Annotated in this window: 14 protein-coding genes and 2 pseudogenes; 3 read left to right on the forward strand and 13 right to left on the reverse strand. The window is 35.2% G+C overall.

What is annotated here, in order from left to right:
• The first annotated feature begins 25 nt into the window (after positions 1 to 25).
• Positions 26 to 856 (forward strand): MBL fold metallo-hydrolase, encoded by an 831-nt coding sequence (locus tag ACE38V_RS13845; protein WP_375842016.1) that lies wholly within the window; start codon positions 26 to 28, stop codon positions 854 to 856.
• A gap of 18 nt (positions 857 to 874) precedes the next feature.
• On the opposite strand, the gene ACE38V_RS13850 is transcribed toward ACE38V_RS13845, so the two are convergent.
• From ACE38V_RS13850 to ACE38V_RS13880, 7 genes are all read right to left on the reverse strand, one after another.
• Positions 875 to 1,180 carry a c-type cytochrome gene (locus tag ACE38V_RS13850; RefSeq protein WP_375842017.1) on the reverse strand — a complete coding sequence of 102 codons (306 nt, stop codon included), beginning with the start codon at positions 1,178 to 1,180 and terminating at the stop codon, positions 875 to 877.
• A 44-nt stretch (positions 1,181 to 1,224) separates the two neighbouring features.
• Positions 1,225 to 1,353 (reverse strand): hypothetical protein, encoded by a 129-nt coding sequence (locus tag ACE38V_RS13855; protein ID WP_375842019.1) that lies wholly within the window; start codon positions 1,351 to 1,353, stop codon positions 1,225 to 1,227.
• A 549-nt stretch (positions 1,354 to 1,902) separates the two neighbouring features.
• Positions 1,903 to 2,484: a hypothetical protein gene (locus tag ACE38V_RS13860; RefSeq protein ID WP_375842021.1), complete on the reverse strand. Its 582-nt coding sequence runs from the start codon at positions 2,482 to 2,484 to the stop codon at positions 1,903 to 1,905.
• Between the two features lie 218 nt (positions 2,485 to 2,702).
• Positions 2,703 to 5,855, reverse strand: a complete 3,153-nt coding sequence (locus ACE38V_RS13865; protein ID WP_375842022.1) for a DEAD/DEAH box helicase — start codon at positions 5,853 to 5,855, stop codon at positions 2,703 to 2,705.
• 528 nt (positions 5,856 to 6,383) lie between these two features.
• On the reverse strand, positions 6,384 to 6,845 hold the full coding sequence (locus ACE38V_RS13870) for a UPF0158 family protein (RefSeq protein WP_375842024.1): 462 nt from the start codon (positions 6,843 to 6,845) through the stop codon (positions 6,384 to 6,386).
• 404 nt (positions 6,846 to 7,249) lie between these two features.
• Positions 7,250 to 8,011: a class I SAM-dependent methyltransferase gene (locus ACE38V_RS13875; protein ID WP_375842026.1), complete on the reverse strand. Its 762-nt coding sequence runs from the start codon at positions 8,009 to 8,011 to the stop codon at positions 7,250 to 7,252.
• Between the two features lie 142 nt (positions 8,012 to 8,153).
• The gene (locus ACE38V_RS13880; protein ID WP_375842027.1) at positions 8,154 to 8,516 is read right to left on the reverse strand and encodes a hypothetical protein; all 363 of its coding nucleotides are present in this window, start codon (positions 8,514 to 8,516) and stop codon (positions 8,154 to 8,156) included.
• A gap of 372 nt (positions 8,517 to 8,888) precedes the next feature.
• On the opposite strand from ACE38V_RS13880, the gene ACE38V_RS13885 reads away from it, so the two are divergent.
• Positions 8,889 to 9,686 carry an alpha/beta fold hydrolase gene (locus ACE38V_RS13885; RefSeq protein ID WP_375842029.1) on the forward strand — a complete coding sequence of 266 codons (798 nt, stop codon included), beginning with the start codon at positions 8,889 to 8,891 and terminating at the stop codon, positions 9,684 to 9,686.
• Between the two features lie 443 nt (positions 9,687 to 10,129).
• Here the strand turns inward: ACE38V_RS13885 and ACE38V_RS13890 are convergent, their stop codons facing one another.
• Complete coding sequence (locus ACE38V_RS13890; protein ID WP_375842031.1) at positions 10,130 to 11,614, reverse strand: RNA-guided endonuclease TnpB family protein; 1,485 nt, start codon at positions 11,612 to 11,614, stop codon at positions 10,130 to 10,132.
• 31 nt (positions 11,615 to 11,645) lie between these two features.
• Positions 11,646 to 12,011: pseudogene (gene tnpA / locus ACE38V_RS13895) on the reverse strand (IS200/IS605 family transposase).
• A gap of 274 nt (positions 12,012 to 12,285) precedes the next feature.
• Here tnpA and ACE38V_RS13900 point away from each other — a divergent pair.
• On the forward strand, positions 12,286 to 13,779 hold the full coding sequence (locus ACE38V_RS13900) for a carboxylesterase/lipase family protein (RefSeq protein ID WP_375842033.1): 1,494 nt from the start codon (positions 12,286 to 12,288) through the stop codon (positions 13,777 to 13,779).
• A 212-nt stretch (positions 13,780 to 13,991) separates the two neighbouring features.
• On the opposite strand, the pseudogene ACE38V_RS13905 reads toward ACE38V_RS13900, so the two are convergent.
• The 4 genes and pseudogenes from ACE38V_RS13905 to ACE38V_RS13920 all read right to left on the reverse strand — a co-directional run.
• Positions 13,992 to 14,084: pseudogene (locus tag ACE38V_RS13905) on the reverse strand (GNAT family N-acetyltransferase); the annotation flags it as partial.
• A 331-nt stretch (positions 14,085 to 14,415) separates the two neighbouring features.
• Positions 14,416 to 15,066 carry an ABC-2 transporter permease gene (locus ACE38V_RS13910; protein ID WP_375842034.1) on the reverse strand — a complete coding sequence of 217 codons (651 nt, stop codon included), beginning with the start codon at positions 15,064 to 15,066 and terminating at the stop codon, positions 14,416 to 14,418.
• A gap of 3 nt (positions 15,067 to 15,069) precedes the next feature.
• Positions 15,070 to 15,924, reverse strand: coding sequence for an ABC transporter ATP-binding protein (locus ACE38V_RS13915; protein ID WP_375842036.1), 855 nt, complete (start codon positions 15,922 to 15,924; stop codon positions 15,070 to 15,072).
• Positions 15,924 to 16,304, reverse strand: coding sequence for a GntR family transcriptional regulator (locus ACE38V_RS13920; RefSeq protein WP_375842037.1), 381 nt, complete (start codon positions 16,302 to 16,304; stop codon positions 15,924 to 15,926). Before ACE38V_RS13920 ends, ACE38V_RS13915 begins: the two co-directional genes overlap by 1 nt.
• Positions 16,305 to 16,543 lie beyond the last annotated feature (239 nt).

Raw genomic sequence — 16,543 nt, forward strand, 5'->3', positions numbered from 1 at the left:
AAGGGGTATTGAGGAGGTTTGGTTGATGCTTTTTAAGAAGAATTTCACTCGAGAGACGAAGAACGGGGTTCAAATGGGCAATGGAACAATTGCTTTTCAAGGGGTCAAACTGAATGTGCACTGCTTTGCTTTTGATGGCGTTTTAATTGATACGGGTGCAAAGTCCTTAGAAATGGAATTCCACAACTTTTTCCATGAACTTGAATTAGATCAGGTGGTAATCACCCATTTTCATGAGGATCATACAGGCTGCGCAGCTTATTTACAAAAGGAATATTCATTACCTATTTATATGAGTGACATTAAGCTTGAATATTGCAAAAGAAAAGCAGATTATCCAATGTACCGGAAGTGGTTTTGGGGCAAGCGTCCGCCCTTTCATGCTGAGAAAATCGGAAAAACCTTTACCTCACGAACAGCGACCTGGGATGTGATTGAAACTCCAGGTCACGCGATTGATCATCTTGCTTTTTTAAACAGAGAGACGGGGCAGCTTTTTACAGGAGATCTTTATTGTCAAGAGAAAACAAAGGTGACCTTACGAGAAGAAAGCATCCCTACTATAATGGAATCTTTAGCTAAAGTCCTTGCCTATGATTTTGAGGAAGTTTTTTGCTGTCATGCTGGTTATTTGAAGGAAGGTCGTAAGGCTCTAGAAAGAAAGTTAAATTATTTGCAGGAGCTTGATGGGAAAATTATCAAACTTTATGAGCAGGGCACACCAGCTGGGAAGATTAGTGAAACTTTGTTTCCCAAAAAATATCCGATAATTTACTTTTCCTCAGGTGAGTGGGATTCCCTACATATTGTGAATTCCATTATTAACGAGCATAAAAAAAGTTCTTTGTCCTCTTAATGACAAAGAACTTTTTTTCTATTTATTTTGTTCCTGAAGCCATTTTGCTACTTTGTGGGCATCTTCATCCTCAAGGATTTTCGGCATTCCAGCAGGAGGAGTCAAAATCGTCTTTTCTAAGTCCTCCACTGATTTATTTTTGATTTTATCCTTTAAGGATAATGATAAGCCTGTACTTCCCATTTCACCATGGCAAGACATACAGTTTTTTTCATATAGTGATTTTCCCGTCACCTGTTCAGTCTTGTCCTCCTTTGAGCAGGCCGTTAAGACAACGAGAATCATCGAGATGAGAATGAGTGCGAGTTTTTTTGCTTTTAACATATTATCAGTCCTTTATTGTCTATTCTAGGTTGGTGATTCTGTAATTATATAAATACTAAGATTATGACACTAAATAGATTAGCTGCAAAATGAGAAAAGGCGCTTACCCATGCATTGTTTGATTTGTGAAAAATAATTCCATAAAGAACGCTATAAACAAAGACGAAGAACAAATCATAGGTGATGATCAGACCATTTCCTTCCGTTAGATGGCCTCGTTATACATTTATTTGGCAACGCATGTAGTATCCAATGAAGTGGATTGTAGAAGAAAATCAATCACTTATCTTTCAACAACAAATTGCCTCTTATGGTACTTTCTAACAACTACATTGTAACATTCATGTGAATTGTTTTTAGAAAATAATATTAATATTTTTTGAACATCAAAGGAAGAAGTTATTAATGTCTTTTTTGGAGGATTTTCATTCTTGAGGAAGAAGTAATGGAATAGCCCTCTTTAGTGGGCATTTTTGGATGTATGAGGATTATTTGGATAAAATGCGAAATAATTGAGGAATGGAAGCCATTGTCACAAGGGGTTATTTGGTTTACCAGAATGTGGATGTTTGGTCCTTTACTGCGATTATTGTCAACGTGAGATTGTTTATCTTCCCCTTCCTTTATATGATTTTTGAAACGATATTATTTGGTGTTAAATACCTTAATAGAATATGAGAAAGGACAATCCCATTGGCAGCGGAATGTCCTTTCCTTTTATTTCAGATTGTAAGTTCTGTTGGCAACCCGATAATTGGCTTTGATGACTGAATATGAGCATGAATAGGCTCTTCCCCTATTTTTCGACCATAATAGCGAATATCTTTTGGGAAAAATTGATGAGTAAAATCCTTCTGTTGATAGATGTGCTTCGCTAAAGCTCCTTCCAATACTCTTCTCTCTCTTTCATTACTTTCAAACGGAGCTAAGAAGATTTGAATGGCTGAAATATAGTTTAAGATTTTCGGTGCCATCTCCTCGTAGGAATTTAGAAATTCAGCAATTTTATCCTTGGTTCCTTTTCTCCACATTCCCTGCCAAGCATCTGTTACTTGACCCGTTTTTTGCAAAGTCTCAACATCGAGAATCTTATAATTTCCACCTGTCGACTGGATCATATGGTCCTTTATTCTCTGATAGAAGGAAATCCCGGTCTCTCCAATGTATTCAATAAAATATTCATTCTGATATTGGATTGTCCAAATATATATGCCAGAGGAGTTAACTAACGGGGAATCCCATAGAAGACGCCCCTCCCCACGTAGCTTATAAGGACCACTGAACTCTAAGTTAACCTCTTTCATATTGAATTCCTTCTTTCAATGAGCTATTATGCCCATACTGGATTTGAATGAAATATAGATTCATATTAATTCTTATTATACTCCTAATCTAGATATGATTATATTTTTTATCGTGCGAAGATAGAGAAAAATATGGTAAGTGCTATATTTAATGTGGCTGTGGTAGAATTGAAGGAGGAAAATAGCCTTCTCTTTTTGAGAAGGCTATTTTTTTCAATTTACAAGATATTTTTATTCGCCCGTGGAACCAAGGTGGATGGCATGTCAACGTGTAGCCTCCAGGTGACGTTCATCGGTTTATTTCCAAAATGGCTGACATAATCTGCTGTTCCTAAAAAGACAAATGGAGCGGTAAGGCCGTTTTCTTGTTTATATTCCCGCACAAACAGGGCGATTTGATGGTTTCTTTTTTTGTGATGAATATATCTTTGGGAGGTTGGACTGCTTTCTGCCACTCTACTTTGCGTTTGCCAATGAAATAACTGGTCATTGATGGCATAATCCTCATATAGTGTCGATGGTGAAAAATCTTTTTCGGATTTATTTAAGGTGATGAAGAAGATATCAAGATTCTTATCTTCGAAATACTTTACCCCTTCCCGAAAGGCTGGCGATTTTTCTTCATTGTAATAGCCTAATGCAGCGAGAACCTGTGAAGTTGAATATTTGCAATGAACACGGAGCGGACATGGAAACGGAAAATCATTGGCTATTTCCATTGTTTCCAAGGACTCGTATTGATAGCGGAGTATTTCCAGAATCTCCACTTTAAAGCTCGGATTTGCTAATAAGTGTTGAACCCCAGCTTCAATGGAAGACAAGCCTTCTTTTTCTGGATAAGCTTTATAAAAAGAATAGTAAAATATGTTTAGCATAAGCCTTTCCTCTTCATTGAATATGGTACCTTCTTCGATGTAACGAATGAAAAACTCCAGTTGTGAATGAGAATTTAGGAAAAAAAGATTCTGCAAACGACTGGTGATAAAATCCTCAAGCTCCCATTGAAAGTCATCATTCAAACCTGCCTCTACCAACATTCTAGTATAGCTGCGATTACGGGATCTACCGTAAAAATCGTATAGGGAAAGGTGAAAATGATTTAAAAAATTTCTTAAAGTGAGCTTCAGATTCGTATCATGCTCAAAGTATTTCAGCTTACTGATTAAATTCGCCTTTGTCAGTGTGCTCGATTTTATATTTCTTAAAATATACTCTTTGGCCTGCTCCTCTAATTGAATAAAGCTGCCCTTTGGTAGATTGAAAAAACCATTTTCCACATAGTATTGAACAGAATGACGTGTTTTTCCGATCAAAGCTCGGAACTTTTCTTCGAAGTTATAATTTTTATGCGCCTGCCCGACAAAGTCCAGGATCGTTAAGCACTCCTTCCCATCCGCTATGCGTAAGCCCCTTCCTAATTGCTGTAAAAAGATCGTTAAACTCTCGGTTGGGCGAAGGAAAAGGATCGTATTAATCTCTGGGATATCAATTCCTTCATTATATAGGTCCACAACAAAAATGAAGTTAATTTTTCCTTGAACAAGCTGCACTTGTGCTTCTTGTCTTGTTTTACTATCGACATTTCCGTAAAGTGATATTGAGGCAATTCCCATTTGATTGAAAAAATGCGCCATGTATTTTGCATGTTCAATTGAAACACAGAATCCTAGGCCCTTGACCTCGTCTATGTCCGTGATATATTTATACAAACTTTTAACGATTTGATTGCTGCGGATTCGATTGGAGGTATAGACATTTTCCAATTCCTTAATCTCATAGCCCCTCCGACTCCATTTCAGTTTGGAAAGGTCGACTGTGTCTGTAACACAGAAATATTGGAAAGGACTCAATAATTTCCGATTTATCGCTTCCGTTAATCTCATCTCTGCAGAAATGGTATCCTCGAAATAAGAAAGGATGTCCTTCCCGTCCATCCTCTCAGGAGTGGCGGTTAAACCAAGAAGGATTTTCGGTTGATAGTGTTCCAATAATTTCTGATAAGAATGAGCAGCTGCATGGTGAAACTCATCCACTATAATATAATCGTAATAATCTTTGGATGTGTATCGATAGAGTTCTTTACTATTAAAGCTTTGGATGCTGACAAATAAATAATCTAATGACGCAGGCCGATGGTTTCCAACTAGGAGATCACCGAAATTCAGGTCTTTTAAAATCACCCGGAAGGTATCTAAGCTTTGTTTTAAAATCTCTTCTCGATGGGCAACAAATAACAGCTTCGCTCCATGTTTGTTTGTGATTTTAAATCTTTTATAATCAAAAGCGGAAATTACCGTTTTCCCTACACCAGTGGCAGCAACGAGAAGATTTTTTGTTCGACCAAACACTTCACGCTCGACCTGAAGCTTTTCCAGGATTTCTTTTTGATAATGGTAAGGGCGAATATCAAAAAGAAGCGGCAATTCTTTTTCTCCTTTATCTTTGGAAAGTGCCTGTTTTAGTCGTTTCTTATCTTCCAGATTATCCTCATGGAACGTTGAAAATTCCGGATCATTCCAATAGCTTTCAAAGGTCGCCTCAAATTTCTTTACGATATCAAAGGAATCCTTTTCTGTCACCTTGATATTCCATTCGAGACCAGATGTTAAAGCTGGGTTTGATAGATTGGAGGACCCAATGTAGGCGGTGCTAAACCCGGTTTCTCTTTTAAACAAGTAAGCTTTTGCATGAAGGCGAGTGCGATCTACATCATAGGAAACCTTAATCTCGGTATTTGGGAGCTTACTTAGTTCAACAATTGCTTTATAGTCTGTTGCCTCCATATAGGAGGTGGTGATGACTCTCAGCTTTTTATTTGGACTTGCGGTAAAGCTCTTTAACTCTTCAATAATACAGCGCAAGCCACTCCATTTGATGAACGACACCAACATATCGATGGAATCAGATGTTAAAATTTCCTTCTTCAACTCTCCCAGCATATTGGGTTCATAGTTTGAACCGGTAAATAAAGAGCTTTGGGAAATAGGAGTGAGAGGTCTAATCATTTCCCCCTTCCGAATCGCTCGGACCGAGTTCATTTTCGAATAGATGGAAGTAAGAATCTCCCCTTCTTCATTGATTCTTAGAGTCTTAAATTCTTCTTCGTCCAATCTCTCACTTAAGATCGAAATCATTTCGTTGCAGGTTTGAATTTGGTCAAGTAGTGCTTGGGTGTTATCGGATTCATTTTGTTCTCTGATAAATTTTAGTGCTTTTCTTGTTACGGCTGAGATGTAGGTAGATAAGAGTTTTCTTGCTTCTTCGGCATCGAGGCGTTCTTTGCCGATTTCGTATGTATTTAGGTTTAGGTTGTTTAAATCCTGTTTTATTTTTTTGTTAATGATTTCTTCGTATATGCCTTCTTTGAGCATGGTGGGGTCACCTCGGGTAAATTGTGCTTGATTATTATAGAGGTTTCCATTTTTGTGGGGGGAAATCCTGCTTTTTTGTGGTGGAAAATTAAATATTGTTTACTGTTTGGGAGATTGAATGAAACAAAATAAGTGAAAAAACTTCTTTACTTGCTGCTTTCTTTTATAATTGGAACCTATTCAAATATTCCATAATAGTGCTTGAAAGGTGATAATAAGAAACTTGCAAGAGGCGGAGAAATTTTTTGCTTTATTATTGGTGTATTAACGCTTGGATTATCACTATTCATTAATTTAGTTGGTAACATTTTAGGCACTATTTATGTAGTTGCAATTGCTATTTTATCAATCCTCTTTATTATAAAGGCTAACAGAATTCCATGAATTCTAAAAAGCGGAGATATCTATCAGTCAAAAATTAGCTTATTATATATCTCCGTTTTTTATTATATTTTTCTGATAATAATAATCAACAATTTTAGTTAAAGCATAGCCACTACAAAAAAGAGAACTTTCTTTTTAGTGGGCTTACTCAATATAGTCATTATTTCTACTTTCACAAAATTCAATAGCTTTTTCTTTATAATTTTTTACACGGTAATCATACCATTGGTTATAGATTCCAAAACGATTAACATTGTCCTTAAATCGCCGAAATGCTCCCTTTCCACGAATAGAATTGAGCAATCTCTCTTTTTTTTTAATATCAGAAAGGCTGAAACAGAAATCTTCCTTCATATCATATTCATTAATATCGTAGCTAGAAGGTAGTGATGCATATTCATTAAAAGTTTCAACTATTTTCAAAGCTAATTTCACTTCCTTTTGTTGCCATTCAGGTAAATGCTCATATTTCTCTCCATCCTTTGCAATCAGTAATGCCTCTAGTGATACATATACGATTTCTCCTGTTTTTAGGTTAAGATACGGATGGTTTTCCTCCGATTGCAATTCCATTCCTTCAATGATATGTTCGAGTTTCACTTGCATAGACAATATCCCTTTCTTTTCATTTTCACAGATTAAATTAATGCAACATATAGATCTGAAAAACTCCAAATATCAACAACTAATGCAGCTTAGTGAAAACAGGTCATGGATCATCAATTGATTTCAATATTATTATTCTACTTTCATTTTAAGGTAAGTTATGAACTAGTGATTGATACTGTCATTAAATTAAAGTTAAAGTAAAATGTTTCATCATCATTTATATTTAGGAAAACACAGGTATTATTATCTAATCAGATTTAAATTGGAATTATTCGGAAAGAAGTATTATTTTTAAGATTTTAATAATTCGCTTTTCCTATTGTTGAAGTTTGATCATAAGTTTGTACCTATTTTAAAAAATTTAGTTTTTGTATTAAATCTTTGTAATATAATAAAGTCAATTATATTTTTTTTGCAATACAAAACATTTCTGCAAAATCATTTAAGATTGTTTTATTTTCATTAATCTTTAAATCGTATCTAATTCTTTCTAATCCTTCTTCGTAATCTCTATCGTTTATTAGGGTTAGAACTGATATATCCCTATTTAATGCATGATTAAGATAATCTGCTACCTTTATTTTTTCCATTCTGTACTCTACTTTTAGATTTACTTCAAAACCTCTCATTGCAAGCTCATTGAAAATAATATCTTTATTCCAATATCTTTTTAGATCTTCATAGTATGCAGAAGGAAAATAATGATAGACCCACCACTTTGGCATATCGTGAATCGTAATATTATGTAGCTTATAAACACCGCCTTTTATTAAAACACGATATATCTCATTTAGAGCTTGTTCTTTTAATGAATAATGGTGAAAAGCATAATTGTTAGAAATAAAGTCAAAAGTTTCAGAATGGCATGGCATTTCTTCGGCAAACGCCTCGATTAAAGTAACCTTATCTAACCTTTTATCTGCCATATCTAACATTTCTTTTGATGCATCAAGTGCATTCCAATTAATATTAAGCCCTTCAAAGTATTTCATTTGTTTTTCGAGATAAAGACCTGTTCCGCAAGATAAATCTAATATATGATATTCATTTTTACAATTGTTATCGATATACTTTTTCAAATCATAATCCTGTCTTATTTCGTCAATTCGATACTGATTATTATCGTATTTATTAGCAATATTTGAATAGTCCGTAGTCTTCATAAAATTGTCCCTTTCATTAGAATGCTTTCATATCAAGCTGTTCAAGATAGTAAACAGTAATAAGAAAAATATTGAAAAATTAATATAGATGTAAAGGCAGTATTCATTCTGGAATGAAAGCTGCCTTTCAATTGGAATATTATTAATGATCCTGCACATCCTCTTTATTTACTTTATCAATTTCAATCGTAGTTAGAGTGGCATTGAAATTAATTTTGACACCATCCTTTTCATAGGTTGTCAAAGTGCCTTCTCTTACTTCTTTTTTCCATCCGTTAGTAGCAATGATCAGGCGATAGCTAAGTGGAATGCCATTAATATCGGAAGACTTATTCCACTTGTACCTAGAATGTTCTTCATCTTCTATTAGTAGCTTGGCACTTTTAGGAATGGGAAAATCACTATATTTCTCGGATAACTTATACCTAGAGTTTGAAATAAAATAATGCGTGCTACAGATTAACATTAATACAACAAAGGTGATCATTCCCTTTTTAAATCTCATTAATTTCTACCTCAAAATAGTTAAATTGAAATCCTGTCTTTTTCATCTTTAATGCATATATTTCTATAAATATTTCCAGATTCCTTTTTTGTCCTTCTTTTAAAAAATTTAATAAATGCATTTTAATGTTTCAGGATGTTCTTCAAATTTACCTCCATTATTGGATTATCCAAAAGAATTTGATTTTTCATTGCCAAAACGTTATGTAATCCTTCAATGAAGGGTATATTATAGTCACCATGTTGTCCATGAAGCTCGATGAACGAAGAATCCGATTTCTCCGCTAACTCACATTACTTGGCAGTATATTTCTTTCATGAGATTCGAACAATAATCATACTATCAAGAAATTATGTCTGAGGTGTTCGTCTGATGCCATTGTTGGAAGTTGATGAGGGTAAGATTTATTTTACTGCAAGGGGTGCAGGAATTCCGATTGTTTTTATCCATCCTCCTGTTCTTACTTCGGTTAATTTTGAATATCAAATTGATGAATTATCTAAGGATTTTCAGGTAATTACGTTTGACATTAGAGGCCATGGAAAAAGTCCTTATTCCCCTAAACCGATTACCTATGAACTTATTGTGGAAGATATTATAAAAATACTCAATCATCTTGAAATCAAAAAGGCCTTTATTGCCGGTTACTCTACAGGTGGCTCGATTACATTGGAATATATGCTAACCTACCCTGACCGTGCTTTAGGGGGTATTGTGATTAGTGGGATGTCTGAAGTATGTGACCCTATTTTGAAGAACGAGTTATCTTTAGCTATAAAGCTTGCGAGTGCTGGATCCGTTTCTCTTTTATCTTGGGGTACTTCATTGACGAATTCAAATAATAAAAAGCTGTTTGACAAGATGTTTCATGAAGCTAAGAAAGGAGATGCTCGAAATGTGGAGCAGTATTACTGGTACAGCAAGAACTATAATTGTACGAGCCAACTCAAGAACATCCACCTCCCAGTTAAGCTGATCTTCGGGCTAAAAAATAAGCAATTTTATTCATATGCAAGAATTTTGCGCGACAATCTGCCCAATTATGAATTCAATTTTATTAAAAACGGCAGACATTGGCTTCCAACGAAGAATGCTAATGAGGTGAATCAACTAATTTTTGAGTTTGTAAAAAGAAATTCACCATCAAACAGAAATATCTTATGGACATAAAAGTCGTGTTATTGAATCGATGAAGGATTGTCCATTCTAATTAATTTGCAAAATACAATCCAGAAAATGAAATCTTGTTGATTCTATAAACTATTTTTAAGAAATGATAATGTTGGCTCTCCTTCATATTGCAAGAGGGTTTTTTTTGTTAAATTATAGAAAAATTATTTTCGCTTATATGAATTTTGGAAAGAAATACATTTCTGACAACTCCCACCGCTAAAGCAGTGGGGTTCTAGGGTATAATGGCAAATTGTTGCCTTGTACACTTCTCAACGATATCCTTATCTTTCCTTGCGGATAGAGTTTCTACCGAAGCACTAGTGTACGTTCTCCTAGAACATTAACGGACGTATTGCAGATTGCAAAAGCCCTTGAGGACTCCTCGTGTGTTTATCGTTCCGACTTCTCCTGGGCGTTGTCACGACCAATCAGGTTTGTGTTTATGCGACAAACCAACGCAGTGTTTTATTGGATAATTGCTTTAAACGGTTCATTTCACTATCATGCAGTTCAACAAAGTTATCCCAATGTGCGTTACATAAGTCCACGTCAACGGAATTGAGCGTTTCAGTTGTGTGTTCAATTAAGAAAGCACTATATAAATCACGTTGAATACGAAATTCTCCAAAATCATTCCAACGTTCCGAAAGTTGCTTCTTCGTATATTCGCCAGTCAAATGATTGAACTGACTGGCCTTTGTTACATAGGTATCTATTTTCTTGATTGAACGCCCTTGATAACCAAGTTTTCGGTCTATAATCATTAATAGCAGAGCAGGAGCATGATTAGCAATTGATTTTCCAAACCGTTTCTTATGGTTAATCTTACCGTTCTTCTTATTTCGAGTCGTTTTCTTTACTCGTTTTTGCAGCGATTGAAATCGCATGGTTTCCACTCGTACATCAGAACCAAGTTCTAAGATTTCGTTCGCTAACTTCTCATGTGATTGTTTTCGTTGGACAGCAATTTTACGATAAAGTTCTTTTCGCTCACAGCGTAGTTTGAGATAACAGTTGGAATACTTCCACATCTTTTTCCCTTTTTTAGTAGTACCATTCTCATGATAGTTCTGAGGATTGGAGGCCCGTTTTGATCGGTCCATAGCTCGCTGGATACCTCGAAGTTTTTTCTCGTCAGCCTTGCATTCTGGAGCCAGTTCTCGAAGCTGCACGTTTTTTTCACAACTAATTGCCATTGTAGATGGACCAATGTCGATGCCTACACGTTTAGTTCCATCATCAGCTATCTTACGATTTCGTTTTGTTGGCGGATAGCCTTCTTGAATAAGCTGAACAAAAAAGCGTACCTTGCCACGCACTTCACGCTTCAAGATACGCACATACTTTGTCTTATCCATTAAGGCTAGGTGTGCATATTCATCATTTGCGTTTGGTGCAACAGGGATACAAAGCCAGTTCTTAGGATTAGGATCCATCTTTGTTGGTTTGTCCCCCCAAAGAACGTTGCCATTTGCATACCGCAAGCCAGTATTGTTTGATTTGTTTTCAACGGAAATTGGGTCATTAAACACTTTGAAATAAACTTTTTTTGCTTTCCCAAAATGTAGTTTCTCTACTGCTTGAAAAGCCCTTGTAGCCAGTTTTTGTGCTTCAAAGCTGCCGATATTTTTCTTGAATTTGCGCTGAACAGGTTTCACAAAATCGTGCAAACCATATTCAGAAAAACCGTAGGCTAAACGAATCACTGAAAGCTGTTTATCACGTTCTTTAGACTTAGGTTCACACAGTAAAGCGCGATATTCTTTATCAGCTTTCACTTGTCTATGGCGTTTGAGAGCTTCTCCTAGACAAGAATTGTAGACGTTCCGAGCTATTTTAAATTTCTTTTCCAAACGGTGTTGTTGCCAAACAGGAACATTTAATGGAAGTTCGATTGTATAAGTCGGCGTGCTCTTTCTTGCCACAGGTGTTAGCTCCATTCTAGTTACGTTTTTTTTAATTTTCAACGTATCGCTTTATCGTTTCACTCGATACATTTCCAGCAATTGAAACAAAATAAGAACGTGTCCAAAGGCTTGGCAAGGGTTGAAGATGAGGAAATTTAGAGGTCACTTCTTTGATTTTTGCTATAATATCAGCAGGACTAAGCGTTAGTAGTGTGTTCAAAATATGAGTATGATCTTTGTCGCACTCTAAAGCAACGACTACAATTTTCAATTCTTCACATATTTCATGCACGAACGGTTTTTAGCGTTCCTCCACATCTGAGTGAAGGAGTATTTTCCTTCGGTATCGAGGACAAAAAACAAAATGATAGTTAATCAATGATACAGTTGTCTTTGTTCGTCTGTATTCATTCATATACCAATTGTATCAGTTTTAATAATAAACTGGAAAGATTTCATAATAAAAAAGTGGAATTTTCGGATAATTAAAGCAGCACAAAAACCTATGGCAATTTGTTGTGCTTCGTATCCGACTTCACTCTCATCCCATGTCTAAAGAAGGGCTATCCCCTGCATGGGCTTTATCGTTCGGGAAATCTGTAAATAAGAGGAAAGTACCTCATCCTTCTCGAATACAATGAAATAGCAAACAAGAATGATTTTATTTTTCAAAGGAAAGGAGATTGTGAATGTCTCAAATAATTGTTGAAAGCGTTTACGGTAGGCTTAAAGGAGAAGAAAGCGATGGGGTTATTGTGTGGAAAGGGATTCCCTTTGCGAAGCCTCCAGTAGGAGCTCTTCGATTTCGTGCTCCAGAACGTCCGGATTTTTGGAAAGGGATTCGGAATGCCACCTCTTTTTCCCCTGTTGCCCCACAGCCACAAAGTGAGATCATGGAGTTTTTAGGAAATGATACCGCAAATATGAATGAGGATTGTCTTTATTTGAACGTATGGTCACCGGGAGCAGATAATCAAAAACGACCTGTGATGGTTTGGATTCATGGAGGTGCTTTTATTTCCGGATCAGGCTCTAGCAGTTGGTATGATGGTGCAACTTTTGCTGCTCAAGGCGATGTTGTAGTGGTAACACTGAATTACCGCCTAGGGATATTGGGCTTTCTTCATCTTGGGGAGCTCGGCGATGAGGAATATGCGACATCTGGAAATTGCGGGATTCTCGATCAAGTTGCCGCTTTGCAGTGGATACAGGAAAATATTGCAGCATTTGGGGGTGATCCGAATAATGTGACGGTATTTGGAGAATCAGCAGGTGCAATGAGTATTGGCGTATTGCTTGGATTCCCTTCCGCTCAAGGACTTTTTCAAAAAGCGATCCTTCAAAGCGGAGCAGCCGCTAATGTCCATTCTTCCGCAAAAGCAACCAGGGTTGCGAGTCGTTTATTGGCTGCTTTACAAGTAGAACCAACGAACCTTTCGAAATTAGAGGAATTGTCCGTTGAAGAATTAATTCGAGCCTCTACCATCGTTCCAATGATGAGTTTGGGACCGGTTAACGATGGAATCTCCCTTCCACATCACCCTGAAGAGGCAATCAGAAAAGGCTCTGCCAAGGATGTTTCGATTTTAATTGGAACAAACAAAGATGAATATCGGCTTTTCACGGTATTTGACCCTGAGTGGAGAAATGCAGATGAGACTAAGATTCATGCGGTTTTTGAAAAATTTTTTGGCCCACTCTTGCCTGCTCTTGCCAAACAATTCTCAGAAAAAGAGCCTCTCAATCAAGATCTATTAAATCAATTGCTCACCATGAACATTTTTACCAATCCAGCACAAAAACTAGCTGAACTGCAGTTGAATCAAGACGCTCCCGTTTGGATGTATCGTTTTGATTGGGAAACCCCTGTTTATGGAGGAGCTTTAAAGGCAGCGCATGCCTTGGAGATTCCTTTTGTGTGGGATACATTGGATAAGCCTGATACGGAAAAACTCACGGGCACCTCACCTGAGCGTTATCCAATTGCCAATCAAATGCATCAAGCATGGATTCAATTTGCTTGTACTGGTCAGCCCGATACAGAACTCCTTCCAGAATGGCCAAGGTATGATCTGAAAAATCGGACAACGATGATTTTTGATGTAGAAAGTACAGTAGTGAATGATCCGAACAGGGATGACAGGATTAAGTGGAACCAAGCTACATTGCAGATGAAATCCTAAAAATTCTTGCCCTAAGTCTATTTTATTTCTAATATAAAATAGTAAATTTCAAAAGCAGTGTGATTTCATATAAGAATCACACTGCTTTTGAAAGAAATAAATTGAAGGCTCTCTTATAGAAGGTACCTTTTTGCCTTTTTCCATGGATTGAAATGTAAGGACTTTATTAATTGGGGGGTTCTCTTTTCTATAAAATGATTGAAATTGCCTTTTTATTTTGGTTTGGTCCCCATAATGATTGAACGCGGGAAAAATCCAAACTTTTCATAAAAGGATACAGCCTGATTTTCGTATACCACGGTTAGCTAATTGAATTATGGTTCTTTATTAAAACAATATCAGAAAATGATTAAAAGAAACACGATGATAACTAAGGGAATAAACTAAATAATATAACAATTTCATCTATCTTCGATCAAGCATTTGAAAACAATTTGACATATCTGAAAATGAACATAAAAAGTAAGTATTCCATTTTGAATTAAGAAATCGTGACTTTCAGAAGAAAGTTCCATTCTCATTTTTAAACATATTTCTTACACAAAAAATTTTGCTATAATATTCCCTGCAAAACGGGCCTTGTATTACGTAATTAAAATATTATTATTTTTCATACATATTCACCTTAAAAAATGATCATAGGTTTTTCTTTGAAAAGATTTGGATTGAAACAACCATTGAAATGAATCCTATTAAAATGGCTATAACAAAAGGGATCCAATCCTTTGCTGCTTGAGGTATAGGTAAATTTAAATTGATATTAAAGTTATTAGATTGATACCATTCAATAATAATTGGTAGTAAAAATGGCGTTAAAAAGATCACAATAAAAAAGATATATCTTGTTTTTTCATATCCAAATTTAGTTTGAACAGGAATTAATATACCAAAAAAAGCAGAAATAATTAGAAGTGATATTCCAACATTCATTATACTTAATCGTGTTAATCCAGTAGATACACCAATTGCTGTTGCAAGATTATATAAAAGAAAACATGCAATAAAAACAACTAGAATAAACAAGTATTTTGCTTTTATTACACCATTTCTGGTATGGGGTGTTGTACAAAGTAATGCTGAACCTCTATATTTATCTTCTTGCATTGAAATCATATTAAATAAAATATATTCCACAAACAAAACAGTTATAAAAAAACCTATAAAACTACCATTATCAAATTCTAACCTTGAATTGATAAATATTGGTCCTACTACTGCAAAAACAAGCATAAACAATAGATATTTTTTGACCAGAATCAAATCTTTTTTGACAAGATGAAGTAACAACGTTCATATCTCCTTTACATAAGCTAACATAACATTTTCAATAGAAGGTTTTTCTACAATGACATCGTTCATTTTTCCTCTCACTTCGTCTGCTTTATCGGTAATTCCTTCAAAACCAAATGCTGTTTGGCGTAAACTTAAAAACAATTTTTTTGTGTATTCATTAATTACATTGTTATCGCCTTTTACTAAAGCATGTCTTTCTAATAGTTCGTCTTTACTTTCATTGAATATAATTCTGCCTTTATCAATCAATATAAGTATATCTGCCACTTTATCTAAATCAGAAGTGATATGTGTAGAAAAGAACACACTTTTACCCTCTTCTTCCACAAAATTTAAAAGTATTTCCATTAATTCATCACGAATTAATGGATCAAGACCACTTGTTGGTTCATCCATGATCAATAAATCTGCATGATGGGATAGAGCAATTGCAATTGAAAATTTCATTCGCATACCTTTTGATAAAGTTGCAATTTTTTGGTTTAGTTTTAAATTAAATTGATTGATATAGTTTAAAAAAACAGATTCATCCCAATTCGAATATGCTGGGGCGATAACACTCTTCATTTCTTTTAATGTCATTTCTTCATAAAAATAACCTTCGTCTAAGACTACCCCAATACGATTTTTTATTGTATATTCATTCTTTTCCATCTCTTTTCCAAAAAACTTAATGCTGCCATCATCTTTTGGATAAAGTCCAAGTATTGTTTTAATTGTCGTAGTTTTTCCAGAACCATTAACGCCAATAAAACCAGTTATACAGCCTTCTTTTAGTGAAAAATTCAACTGATCTAAGCTAAAATTATCTAACTTCTTTATTAAGTTATTCACCTCTAATACTGCTTTCATCATTCATCATCCTCTTCGAAAATGATATCCATCATCAAGTAAAGTTCTTCTTTTCTAATTCCAAGACTTCTAGCCATTTGCCACACTTCCGAGAGCCTTTTTTCTATCAGATGCCTTTTAGATTCCGTTAACATTTCGAGGTTTTCTGACGCAACAAATGATCCCTTTCCTACGTTAGAAACAATAAACCCTTCCTTTTCTAACTCGTCATATACTCTTTTCGTTGTAAGAACACTAACATGCAAATCATTTGCTAATGAACGAATGGAAGGGAGTTTTTCTCCTTCTTTTAATTCCTGACGAAGAATGGCCCCCCTAATTTGATCTTTAATTTGTTGGTATAATGGTTGATCAGAGCTGTTTTTAATAATTATTTTCATAGAAAAACCTCATTTATTGTATATGTAATTAATATACACTATACACATAATAGACAATATTTACACTTTCATTGTAATTCGAAACTTTTGATGTATCAAGGTTATTAACGAAATTGTCAAGATATTTCATTATCCACATAATGTGAAAAACACCTTACAAAAGAAAAGCAGAGCAAATCGTATATGATTCACCCTGCTTTGTTTTATTTTATATGATTCATTGCTATTCGAATTGGAGA

It is taken from the genome of Cytobacillus sp. Hz8, from assembly GCF_042263505.1.
Lineage (GTDB): Bacteria > Bacillota > Bacilli > Bacillales > Cytobacillaceae > Bacillus_BE.